The following is a 12,446-nucleotide window of genomic DNA, read 5'->3' as shown; positions in this document are numbered from 1 at the left end:
TGCTTCAATTCGGTCTGGCCAAAGCGCTTTCACACTATTATTCATTGACCCTCAACGATGTTCATGTCGTGACTACCGTTATAATGTCCGGTCGGGTCGTGGAATCAGGGGCTGAAGCTAGCTGGTAGCGCCAAAGGGAGTAATTTACTCCACTAGATATTCGTTTTGAATTTACCCTATTACCCTCGTGTTTGCTTTCGCAGATTTCATTACCTTAATACTAGCCCTCGTTTAATCACTATAACCATTGTCGAATCTCTCTACTTTTTATTACTGAACTCAATCACCCCTGCATTAAATTTACCTGTACTTCTAGGGGTATCTCCCTATTAAAATTCTCGTAAGTCTCTGTTCCACTGTACTTGTTTGGTTGATTTTTATTCAGTTAAAAAACGCCAAAAACAGGAATGACAATAGGACCTGATGGAATCAACGGGGTGAGAAAGCAACGCTCGGAATTGCAACGTCTCATACCAAGCGGTCAATACACTATTCAATTTCGGAAAAGCAGTTAAACCGTCATTGTTCGTACCATTTTTATAAAAGGTAACAGTAATGAGACAATTCAAAAGTAACAGCAGCATTGCCGGCGTCGTTGTATCCGCTTTGTTATTTATTAACCCCGTTAGTGCAGCCATTCCGTCTGGCTACTATGACTCGGTAAACACTACCAACTATCAGACACTACACGACTCCCTACACGAAATTATCGACGACCATCAACGCTTCCCTTATACCTCAAGCGCAACAGATACCTGGGATATACTAGAGCAGGCAGATGAAGACCCCGATAACTCTTCGAAAATCATCGATATATACAAAAACGCTACTTATAGCAAAGCTGGCGGCGGCAACAGTTATTATAATAGAGAACATTCTTGGCCCAAATCTTATGGCTTTCCAAAAGATGGTAGTAGCAACTATCCCTACACAGACGCTCACCATTTGTTTTTATCTGATAGCAGTTACAATTCCAGTAGAAGCAATAAACCCTTTGCCGATTGCAACTCTGGCTGTAGCACAAAAACAACTCTAGCCAATCATGGTAGAGGTGGGGGAGCCGGTGACTCTAATACCACTACAGGTTCTGGTGCCACGGGCAGTTGGGAAACGTGGGATGATAGAAAAGGAGACTCGGCCAGAGCATTAATGTATTTAGCGGTGCGCTATGAAGGCGGAACCCATTCGATTACCAATAAAACTGAGCCAGATCTGATCTTAACCGATAATCGCTCATTGATTGCCAACTCCAATACCGGTTCAAATTTAAGTGTGGCCTATATGGGATTGCGCTCAACCCTGATTCAATGGCACAAAGATGATCCAGTGGATGATTTTGAACGTCGACATAATGATGCTGTTTACGCGCATCAAGGTAATCGTAATCCGTTCATTGATCATCCAGAGTACGTGGCTTGTGTTTTCGAACAAGACTGCTCTGGATTAGGCGGTGGTAGTGGAGGTGGTGGTGGTTCATCTCCAGAGGTGTGGATCAATGAACTGCATTACGATAACAGTGGTTCCGACCAAGGCGAATTTGTCGAGGTAGCCGGAACCGCCAATACCAATCTTTCCGGTTGGAAGATTCTTGCCTATAACGGCAATGGTGGCTCAGTGTATAAAACCACTAATTTGAGCGGCACTATCAGTAACCAACAAAACGGATTTGGTACTAAGTCGTTTAGCATAAGTGGCCTGCAAAATGGTGCGCCAGATGGGATTGCATTAATTGATGACAGCAATAATGTTGTGCAATTTTTAAGTTATGAAGGTACGTTCACCGCTTCTGATGGTGCAGCTAGTGGCATGACTTCCACCAATATTGGCGTGTCAGAAAACAGCTCTACCTCGGTTGGTCACTCGCTTCAACTATCAGGTAGTGGACAAAGCTATGCGAGCTTTACTTGGCAATCTGCAGCAAATGACACTCCGGGGAGTTTGAATAACGGCCAATCATTTTAATTTCGTATGAGCCGTTTAAAACAAAAATGCCGCCCACTTCAAAACAGGCGGCATTTTCAATTGCCTGCAGCACATTGAAAACAAAAATAAATCTATGTCTAAACGCTTTATTACCGCACTTAATACATCGTCAACTCGAATATATCGATATTAAACAGGCTCACTAGATTATTGAGACACCCATCATTAATTAACAAGACACCCAGAATAAATAGAAGCAGCAAACTCAGATTTCTATCCTGATTTTAAACGGGATGCGGTTTTAGGTTGGGGAAAGAATAATTATCGAGACACCCACAATAAATAGAAACAGATTATTGAGACACCCACATTAAATAAAAGCGAATTAACAAGACAGCCAGAATAAATAGAAGCAGCAAGCTCAGATTTCTATCCTTTTTTTAAACGGGATGCGGTTTTAGGTTGGGGAAAGAATAATTATCGAGACACCCACAATAAATAGAAACAGATTATTGAGACACCCACATTAAATAAAAGCGAATTAACAAGACAGCCAGAATAAATAGAAGCAGCAAATTCAGATTTCTATCTTGATTTTAAACGGGATGCGGTTTTAGGTTGGGGAAAGAATAATTATTGAGACACCCACAATAAATAAAAGCGAATTAACAAGACACCCACAATAAATGGAAGCAGCAAACTCAGATTTCTATCTTGATTTTAAACTGAGTATGGTTTTAGGAAGGTTCAAAAAGGCATCATTTATTTGATGCCAAATGAAATCGACTCGCCCGAAAAATGGACGAGTCGAATATTGAACTTAAAAGCTGCCTGTTGAGTTAACTGCTCCGCTTGACGGCGTAGTCACACTATTGTTTGCGCCACCTTGCCATACGACAGCGCCGACGTCGCGCTTAATACATTTCCACTCAATGCTGGTGTTAGCTGGTAGATTATTAACTGTGCCTGTCCACGTTGGATAAGAAGTGGCAGAAAGTTGCACAGCACTGTTGGTATCCCAACTTCCAAGCTGCGGGATATTGCCAACCACATACACGTTTTGTCCCCAGCTGGTGGTGCCGTTATTACAGGTGAAATTCACCGCCGCACTGGTTGATGCTCGGGCTAACACCACCGCACCATAGGCCGGAATATGCACATTGCTGATGGCATTGGCGACGCCTTCACCGCGGCTAGCCACGGGCACGCCGCCTAGGTTGTATTGACTCCAGCTAGTATTTGCCACCTCTAAATAAGTGCCGCTAATGCCGACATCATAGTTGTACCACGTAGTGGGGCCGAAATTCATTACCACCACGTATTTACCACCGTCACGGCTGAACGCGGCAACCCCATTATTATTATGAATGTGAGTGACTAAGCTGTCTGCGCTGGCAAAGCTTTGCAGATCAGCGCCTCGAATTTCATTCATTTTCTTATACCAAGCGAGTACTTTCTGGCGGCCTGCATCGTTTTCATAGTCATTTAATGGAAGGCGGTCATCCCACCAATCGATATGAAACTGCGTGCTTTCGCCGCCTTCTTGACCCATGAATATCATGGGGGTACCACGGGCCAGCACGGTGCCAGTAAGCGACAGCTGATTCATCTCCCAACCTTTACCATCGCGACCGCGTTTGGCGATACGATCATCGGTATTACCTACTTCATCGTGTGATTCGCTGTAGACAGTGGCGTCTTGCCAGCCATCACCAAAGTGCCCAAATACCGGCCAAAGGTTATCTAAGTGGCCACCGGTAAGTACCGACTTAAAGTTATCGTGAAACGTATCCGTCCATTGACTGTCCATCGGAGCGTGTGAACTTCCAGCGACGGTTGAGCCAGTGTTATCCGCGGTTAACCCCCACCAATCGGGTAATTCTTCGGCAGTAAACCAAATATTGGGATCTTCGGTTTTAATGTTGCCATACAATTCGCGCAAAAAGTCCCAGCCACCGCCATCGCCTGCTTGGGTAATGTAGCCGCTATTATTGTTATGAATGGTGTTGGTGTGGTCGAATCGAAATCCGTCAATACGATATTCGCGCGCAAGATAAAGCACGTTTTGAATTAAAAAGTGCTTGGCCACGTCATTGTTAAAGTTATACAAGGGGCCCCAAACGGTGTCGCCATCGGCATAAGTTGCGTTGTTCATGGTGTACAGAATATTGTCGCCTATTCCCAAATGGTTAAACTCCAAATCTAGGATCACGGCCATGCCTTGCTTGTGCGCTTCATCCACCACAGCCTTAAGGGCATCTGGACCACCATACGAGGATTCAACCGCATAGAAAAATGACGGGTTGTAGCCCCAGCTTAATTCACCGGCAAATTCATTAACGGGTAGCAATTGAATTGCGGTTGCACCTAAATCGCTCAAGTAATCATTGCTGCCATTATCATTCAGTTCTTCAAGCACTTCCGCTAAAGGTGAGCCGCCATTTCGATCAGTAAAGCGCAGGGGATGCAGCTGATAAATATTGAGCTCATTTTGATCCGGTCTTTGCCAATTAGACGAGCTCCATTGATAGGCATCGCTGAGATAGATTTTTGACATGCCTGAGGTTAAATTGGAATGGGTTACCCAGCGAGCGGCAGGATCTTGAAAGCTTTGTTGTTGGCCACCGCGGGTGAGCAAAAATCGATAACCGTCGCCATGGGCAGGTGCACGAGCAAAACTGCTGTCGGTGCCTTTAAACCACCAGAACTTGCCATCGGGTGTGCGAGTCATCGACACCGCGCCAGATTGTCCATTAGTAAAATCGCCATAGAGTTTTACATTAGTATCAGTGGCTTGAGTATGCACTATGGCATACCAAGTATTGCCTTCTTTATACACGCCAGGAGCCCGTTGCCAAATGGCATTAGGGTCGCCATCAAGCCAGGCATCGGCCAACGCCGAAAATGAGCAAGTGAGTAGTAGGGTTATCAGCAGTAACCGTAAGCCATCCAAAAACGCTAACCTTGGCGTTTTAGGCAAAGATATTGAAGTAAGACAGTGCATGAGTATTCCTGTGTTTGTGAACAGTTAACACTTCCGTTTAATAATGAATATCCCTAAAAATTTAACAAAATATTAACAGCTAAAATGAAATGCGCTGCCTGCAAAACTGCTGAATACGTATGCATCTGGTCGTATATGTTAAGTGGGTTTGATTATTAAAAATGGTCTCTCGCTGACCATCCCCTTTAAATCTATTGGTCTGCGCTCAAGCACGCTGCAAGTTTAAAGTAGTCGTTGACGGTAATGTTTACTCGCTGTCGATTCAGCGAGTAGCGAGGACAGGGTAATGGCTCGGTATTATTAATTATATGTAACATGAAGTGCCCTGAGAAAAATGCTATAAACTCTATTCTTAATCCCCAGAACCTTAAACTAAAAAATAATAACGTAATGACCTTTAATGTGATTAAACGGAAGTTACAGGAGAAATGCATGAAGCTGATTCCCGCCATCCTCTTTCTAATTGTCTTAGCATCCCCCTCTTCACAGGCAGCTAAAAAAGACAAAACCGATATCATGACAGATAAGTTGTTCTCTGGAATGAAGCTGCGAAATATTGGTCCAGCTTATATGTCCGGTCGAATTGCTGATATTGAGGTGGACTCGAAAGACCCTTCTACCTGGTATGTGGCAGTAGGCTCTGGTGGAGTATGGAAAACAGACAACAGTGGTATTACTTGGAAGCCTATTTTTGACTCACAAGCGGTCTATTCGACCGGGGATGTGACCATTGATCCCAGCAACTCCAATATTATTTGGGTGGGGACTGGGGAAAATAATGGTGGACGTCACCTGAGTTTCGGAGACGGTGTGTATCGTTCTCTTGATGGTGGTGAAACATGGAAAAACATGGGATTGGCGCAGTCCGAGCATATTTCCGACATTATTGTTCATCCAACAGACTCTAATACCGTGTGGGTATCTTCCCAAGGGCCTTTGTGGTCTAAAGGCGGTCAGCGCGGGTTATTTAAAACCACAGACGGTGGCGAGACGTGGGAAAACGTCTTAAAGACCGATGAATGGACAGGAGTGACCTCTTTAGTCATTGACTCTCGTAATCCCGATAAACTTTATGCCGCTACATGGCAACGACAACGCACACTGCCTGCTTATGTGGGCACGGGCCCAGGTTCAGCTATTCATACGACCGACGACGGCGGTAAAACGTGGCGAAAACTCACTCAAGGGTTACCTGAAACTGATATGGGTAAAATTGGCTTGGCAATTTCAGCAATTAATCCCGATGTGGTTTACGCCGCCATTGAGCTTAATCAACGCAAAGGTGGATTATTCCGCTCTGCCAATCAAGGCGCCAGTTGGACAAAAATGTCCGATGAAGTAGGGGGCGGAACTGGGCCTCACTATTATCAAGAGATATTTGCCGATCCGCACCGATTTGACCGTATTTATATCGCTAGCAACTATACCAAATACAGTGATGATGGCGGAAAAACTTGGACGCCAATGAATGTGAAATACAAACATGTTGACGATCACGCCATGGCCTTCCACCCAACCGACCAAGATTTTCTGCTGGTGGGCAGTGATGGTGGTATCTACGAGACCCGCGATGGTATGGACAAATGGCGTTTCATATCCAATATGCCAATCACTCAGTTCTACAAGATAGCGGTGGATGACACTAAACCTTTCTACTATGTGTATGGCGGCACTCAAGATAACTCTTCGCAAGGTGGGCCCTCCCGCACCACCAAAAAGCATGGCATTAAAAACAATGATTGGTTTTTGATCCTAGATTGGGATGGCCATCAACCTGCTACTGAACCCGGCAACCCTGATATTGTTTACGGTCAACGACAACAAGGAAACCTAGCTCGATATCATCGTAAAACCGGTGAGTATGTTTCTATTCAACCGCAAGCGCAGCCGGGAGAGCCGGGAGAGCGCTATAATTGGGATGCCCCTATTTTAGTGTCGAGTCACGATCCAAAGCGTATTTATCATGCATCTCATCGAGTATGGCGCTCGGATGATCGAGGTAATAGTTGGCAGACCATTTCCGGTGATTTAACGAAAAACCAAAATAGAATGCACATGCCAGTAATGGATCGCACTTGGTCAGTTAACTCTGGATATGATCTCTTGGCGATGTCGAATTTTAATACCATTGCTAATATCGCAGAGTCGCCGTTGGATGAAAATATTTTATATGCAGGTACGGATGACGGGCTGATCCAAGTCACCTCGAATGGCGGTAAAGATTGGCAGAAATATGAAATTGACGATATTAAGGGCATTCCTGCCACCGCATATGTCAACGACATTCGTGCGGATTTATTCGATAAAGATACTGTATATGCCGCCCTTGATAATCATAAATATGGTGACTACAAACCCTATTTAATCAAGAGTACCAATCGCGGTAAATCATGGAAATCGATTGCCTCTAATTTGCCTGATAAACATCTTGTATGGCGAATTGTGCAAGATCATGTGAATAAAGATCTGCTTTTTATTGGTACTGAATTTGGCTTGTTTTTTACCGTAGATGGCGGCAAACAGTGGACTGAGCTAACCGGCGGAGTACCGACGATCTCATTCCGTGATGTGAAAATTCAGCGTCGTGAAAATGATCTCGTCGCAGGCAGCTTTGGCCGAGGCATTTATATTCTGGATGACTACTCACCGCTACGTACTATCAGCAAGGAAAGCTTAAAGAAAGAAGCGCTTTTGTTCACCTCTCGTGATGCGCTTTGGTACATTCCTGAGAGCTTGCATACAGAATCACATGGTGATTTTGAATACCGCGCCCAAAACCCCGACTTTGGTGCCACCTTTACTTATTATCTTCGCGATGGAGTTAAATCTCTTAAAGAACAACGAGAAGAAAAGGAAAAAAACGCCTTAGAAAAAGACAAATACCCGCTTTATCCCGCATGGGATACTGTCGAGAATGAACTAAGAGAAGCGGAACCTAGCGTGTATCTGATCATTAAAAATACGCAGGGAGATATCGTACGTAAAGTGAATGCTAAAACCGAAAAAGGGCTCCACCGTGTCAACTGGGATTTACGCTTACCATCAGCCAATGCACTGGGTTCATCCCCTGGCTTTTTCGGCGATGTTGGCCCTTTGGCTGCACCGGGTAGCTATACCGCAACCCTTTACTCTACTGTTAATGGTAAAACGCGTGAGCTGACCGAGTCCGTTAATTTTAAGGTTAAACCGCTGCATCAAGAAACCGTGCCCGGTGGTGTATCTCCGCAGCAACGCTCTGCGTTATTACTTCAGGTAGAAGATCTCAGACGCCAAGTGTCTATGGCCAATATACAGTTAGAAGACTTAAGCGCTCAGTTGAAATCGTTCCGAAAAGCATTGGATCGATCAACCGCGGTAACCAGCGAAATGGAAACACGCTATGAGAACCTTCGCCAAGCCGTTTTTGCTGCGCAAGAAACGCTCTACGGTCAAGAATCAAGAAGTGGTATGGGTACGCCGCCAGCCTCAATTGCTAGTCGTTTGTTTATGATCGAGTTTGCGCGGGCAAATACATGGGGCCTAACTTCTACTCAGAAGCAGCAAATGGTAATTGTGCAAGATGCGCTTAACGTATTGCAGCCTCAATTGAATCATTTGATTGAAACTGAATTTCCGGCATTCAAACAGTCTTTACTAGAAGCAGGCGCGCCTTGGATGCCAATCGGTTTGATGAAAGAAACCTCTGGCGAACCGGTTGAGATAGATTAATCCGTGAAGACACACACTTTGTTTAGAAAGATCCACCATTGGGGGTCGTTTATAATAGCACTCCCCCTGATCATCATGATCGGGGCGGGTGTGTTATTAATGCTTAAAAAAGAAGTTGAATGGATACAACCATCTAGTCAAAAAGGAATAGAACGAAACAGTGTGCCTATGGCCTCAATGCAGACGTTGTTTGATGCTGCACTGACGGTTGAAACAGCAGGTTTTACTAGCTGGGAGGAACTCGAACGCGCCGATTTAAAACCGGGCAAGGGAATAATAAAGTTCGTCTCAGCCACTAATTGGGAAGTACAGGTGGATACCCACACTGCGGAAGTGTTGCAGGTAGCTCAAAGGCGCAGTGATGTGATCGAGGCAATCCACGATGGTAGCTATTTTGCGGACTGGATCAAATTAGGCATATTTTTACCAGCAGGGATCGGGCTTTTTATTCTGTGGGTAACGGGTATTTATCTGTTTGGACTAACCGAGTACAAAAAAATCAAGAACCGCAAAAGAAGCAACACCGTTTAATTGAAAAAATCAGATTCAAGTTATGCACCTTTGAAAAACTTAGGTAAGCAGAAAATTAACGTGAATATGCAGATTCACCAAGTATCCGAGAATTGGTAATTTAATAGACGTTAGGTGAGGTGGGAGCTTACAGCAAAACGCCCAGCGATTGCTGGGCGTTAGTTTATTTATCACTATTGTTATAGCGTGCTGCGCTTTCTAAGTCCAAAACAGGCCAAAACAATTGCAAATAAGGCAAGTGAACCAGGCTCTGGAACCGTTGCTGTAAATTCCAAAGAGTCAATGAAAAATACACTACCACTGCCATCTGAGCCAGTTCCGATGGTAAAACTAGAAATTGCGGTATCACTTAACACCCCAAAAAATCCGCCTTCAGAAGAGCCGTTTACAAAATCGGTCACAGGTAGCGCACCAATAATCGAGTTACCGTCAGAATCACTGTAATCTAATGCACCTCTATTGATTTCGATATAATCAAATCCAAACGCAAAAACTGGCGCTGAAAATGCGAAAGTATTTGCTGATCTTTCAATAAGACCAAGCGCATGACTTCCCTCGGTTAAAGGGTTGTTATACATCCAAAAATCGCTAAATCCACCTGCGGGGATAACAGTAATGTCTGTATCATAGGCATTATTAAACCCTTCAAAGACCAAATTCGTGCCTGCAGCGTTGTGAAAATCTGTTCTATCGTCAAAGGTGACAATGGCGGCCTGGGCAGTAAATGAAGCGACTACTAAAATTATAGTTGATAACGATTTTAACATCGTGATATTCCTGGTTAATTTAAAAATACACGTTTGCAAAAGCAAAAAATACGCCAGAAATAATATCTTTATAAATCAAATGGTTAAAAAATTAGAATTTGAGGTTGTAAAGTTTAATGACACTGCACCCACGCCTTTGAACAAATTTCCACCAACTCACAAGCGCTAGAGAAAAAAGCATGACAATGACCAACAATTACAAAGACACCCATCTTTAGTCCGTAATGAAACCAGCACTCACTTTATGTGGACACCCACCTTAATTTGTATCTTCACATCCCCACGAATTTTCAGGAACTTTCACGACATAAGTACACAAGCCACGTGTCAGTTGGGATATACCAGAGTATGGCCGTTGATAGTTTTAGTCGTTGTCTACTGGGATAAAGTCAGACGAAATAAAAAGGACACCCACCCTTATAAGAATAAAAAGGACACCCACCCTTATTGCTATTTCTGTGCATTGTTGACGCGAGTTAAGTCTAAACTTTTTATGCTGCCCATTTGATACCAAGCATTAGAGGCAAAAGTTTCAAAAGTTGCGAGTGTGTGTAAAAGACCAGTCGACGGTTGCGCATTACCAAGGTTGTAGACTTTTTATCCGCACCCAGTCGTCATCATCAAAACTTACTAAAATCGCACGTACAAACGATGGGAAGCGGTGCTAATTACCTACATTGAACACGCCAGAAAGTATCTTTTAGTTGAATCTAGATGTCAGGTTAATTTACACAACCACATGTCGCCCCCCAATATAAAGTGTTATCCATATGTTTTTAATGTGTATTTTCGTGTTGGCCTACATTTTGCTTTCGTCTGATTGTGTGATGCAGTATCACTTTTTGTAGTTATCTTCCAAATGCGTTGAGAAGAGATTAAGAGGAATATCAAATGAAGAATAAATTTTTGAAAACTACTATTGCAGGAATTGTTTTGTCAGCCAGCTGTTTGTTTAATGTTGCAAATGCAGGGGTAGTAGAATTAAACAGTGGAAATTTTTGTTGTTCAATCTCTGGCGGCAGTGCAGGAGATGGCAGAGGGATATCTTTTTTGGCAAATGAAGATTTTTCAGTTGATTCAATTGGGTTTCAAGCGGAAGTATTAGACAGTTTGTTTGAAGTTGTGATTTGGGGGAGCATTGACGGTCATCAAGTTACAAATGTTTTAGCGTCAGCGACTAAAAACTTTGGGAACTCTTCATTAGGGTGGAACGACATGGATTTAGATTTCGACTTTATGGAAAGTACTTATTACGCAATAGGCTTTAGAATGGCTGATTTGTCTCACCTAAGTAATGGTATTGCTAGCCTTCCGTATTATCAAGACAATGGATTGCCGCTTGCCATAAACCAACCATCTATTACCCTTATTGATGGATTTGAAGGCTTCGCAGCAAGTAGTTTCAGTAATTCCCTCCATCCCAATATGCGTATGAACGTTGCTGTCCCAGAACCATCAACACTAGCTATTTTTGCATTAAGCTTAATGGGGCTAGCAACACGCAGATTTAAAAAGTCTTAATCACTTTTTAGTTATTTTTATAAAAGCACCATTCGTTATGTTTGGTGCTTTTTTGTATCTAGCAAAACATAACAAGGACACCCACCCTTATTTGTACCTTCATATCACCAAGAACTTTCATCACATAAGCGCGCAGAGCTTTGTGTCATTTGGAATTTTACGTGGACACCCACCTTAATTTGTATCTTCACATCCCCACGAATTTTCAGGAACTTCCACGGCATAAGCACACAAGCCACGTGTCATTTGAGATATACCAGAGTATGGCCGTTGATAGTTTTAGTCGTTTTCCACTGTGATAGAGTCAGACTGATTTTAGGTAGAGTAGAATCAAGCCCTCGAGACTTTACTTTGTATCTGGGATATCGGGCATTGCTGGCGAAAAGTGAATGAGACGATAATCTATCTATTCTATAGACGTGGCAGAATCGGTGAATGTATGAACGTAAATTCAAATCAAAGTCGACATTTAAGAACCTTGACGTTTGTCGGGCAGCGCGCGCAGGGATTTACGCTTATTGAATTGATGATTGTCATTGCCATCATTGGCATTTTAGCAATATTCGCTATGGCATCTTATCGTTCTTTTGTCATTCGCTCTCAGTTAACTGAGACTGCCGCTCAAATTGGACAGTTTTCACGTAGCTTTACGATGTGGAAAGAAGTAAACGGTAGATACCCAAACGATAGTCATCTTGTATTGCCACCTGATGCAACTGGATTACAAATCAATGAAGCGCTTTGGTCGGCGCCAACCTTGTTAGGCGGTAACTGGAATTGGGAAGGCCCCGATAACTACCCCTATGCGGCTATCGCCATCGATGGCGCCACGGCTCCCGAAGAGGACATCATCCAACTCGACGTCATTCTGGATGACGGTGATTTATCTAGCGGGAAATTCCGTAGAACGAATAATGGTCGCTATACCTTTGTGATAGATGAGTAAAATCACTCAATGACACGCTTTTCCTGCGCGGTTCCTTTTGAGTCAA

Annotated in this window: 7 protein-coding genes; 5 read left to right on the top strand and 2 right to left on the bottom strand. The window is 43.5% G+C overall.

Annotation, left to right across the window (positions count from 1 at the left end; all coding sequences use genetic code 11):
* Positions 1–555 precede the first annotated feature (555 nt).
* Positions 556–1,962, top strand: a complete 1,407-nt coding sequence (locus ABD036_RS15335; protein WP_343861469.1) for an endonuclease — start codon at positions 556–558, stop codon at positions 1,960–1,962.
* A gap of 781 nt (positions 1,963–2,743) precedes the next feature.
* Here ABD036_RS15335 and ABD036_RS15330 read toward each other — a convergent pair.
* The gene (locus ABD036_RS15330; protein ID WP_343861468.1) at positions 2,744–4,927 is read right to left on the bottom strand and encodes a carbohydrate-binding module family 20 domain-containing protein; all 2,184 of its coding nucleotides are present in this window, start codon (positions 4,925–4,927) and stop codon (positions 2,744–2,746) included.
* A 432-nt stretch (positions 4,928–5,359) separates the two neighbouring features.
* On the opposite strand from ABD036_RS15330, the gene ABD036_RS15325 reads away from it, so the two are divergent.
* Both ABD036_RS15325 and ABD036_RS15320 read left to right on the top strand, forming a co-directional pair.
* A complete protein-coding gene (locus ABD036_RS15325; protein WP_343861466.1) occupies positions 5,360–8,635 on the top strand; it encodes a VPS10 domain-containing protein in 3,276 nt (1,091 codons plus the stop codon).
* A gap of 3 nt (positions 8,636–8,638) precedes the next feature.
* Entirely contained in the window at positions 8,639–9,166 is a 528-nt protein-coding gene (locus ABD036_RS15320; RefSeq protein ID WP_343861464.1) for a PepSY domain-containing protein, read from the top strand.
* Between the two features lie 179 nt (positions 9,167–9,345).
* Here the strand turns inward: ABD036_RS15320 and ABD036_RS15315 are convergent, their stop codons facing one another.
* On the bottom strand, positions 9,346–9,933 hold the full coding sequence (locus ABD036_RS15315) for a PEP-CTERM sorting domain-containing protein (protein ID WP_343861462.1): 588 nt from the start codon (positions 9,931–9,933) through the stop codon (positions 9,346–9,348).
* Positions 9,934–10,824: 891 nt separating this feature from the next.
* On the opposite strand from ABD036_RS15315, the gene ABD036_RS15310 reads away from it, so the two are divergent.
* Together ABD036_RS15310 and ABD036_RS15305 are read left to right on the top strand one after the other, a co-directional pair.
* Positions 10,825–11,454: a PEP-CTERM sorting domain-containing protein gene (locus ABD036_RS15310; protein ID WP_343861460.1), complete on the top strand. Its 630-nt coding sequence runs from the start codon at positions 10,825–10,827 to the stop codon at positions 11,452–11,454.
* Between the two features lie 439 nt (positions 11,455–11,893).
* Positions 11,894–12,400 carry a type IV pilin protein gene (locus ABD036_RS15305; RefSeq protein ID WP_343861458.1) on the top strand — a complete coding sequence of 169 codons (507 nt, stop codon included), beginning with the start codon at positions 11,894–11,896 and terminating at the stop codon, positions 12,398–12,400.
* Positions 12,401–12,446 lie beyond the last annotated feature (46 nt).

The sequence above is a fragment of the Aliiglaciecola litoralis genome, from assembly GCF_039523355.1.
In the GTDB taxonomy this organism is placed as follows: Bacteria; Pseudomonadota; Gammaproteobacteria; order Enterobacterales; family Alteromonadaceae; genus Aliiglaciecola; species Aliiglaciecola litoralis.
Note: the sequence above shows the minus strand (reverse complement) of the source record. Positions and strands in the feature narration are given on the sequence as shown.

Coding starts and splice junctions, on each gene's coding strand:
- ABD036_RS15335 (WP_343861469.1), top strand. CDS start 556: ATGAGACAATTCAAAAGTAACAGCAGCATTGCCGGCGTCGTTGTATCC.
- ABD036_RS15330 (WP_343861468.1), bottom strand. CDS start 4,927: ATGCACTGTCTTACTTCAATATCTTTGCCTAAAACGCCAAGGTTAGCG.
- ABD036_RS15325 (WP_343861466.1), top strand. CDS start 5,360: ATGAAGCTGATTCCCGCCATCCTCTTTCTAATTGTCTTAGCATCCCCC.
- ABD036_RS15315 (WP_343861462.1), bottom strand. CDS start 9,933: ATGTTAAAATCGTTATCAACTATAATTTTAGTAGTCGCTTCATTTACT.
- ABD036_RS15310 (WP_343861460.1), top strand. CDS start 10,825: ATGAAGAATAAATTTTTGAAAACTACTATTGCAGGAATTGTTTTGTCA.
- ABD036_RS15305 (WP_343861458.1), top strand. CDS start 11,894: ATGAACGTAAATTCAAATCAAAGTCGACATTTAAGAACCTTGACGTTT.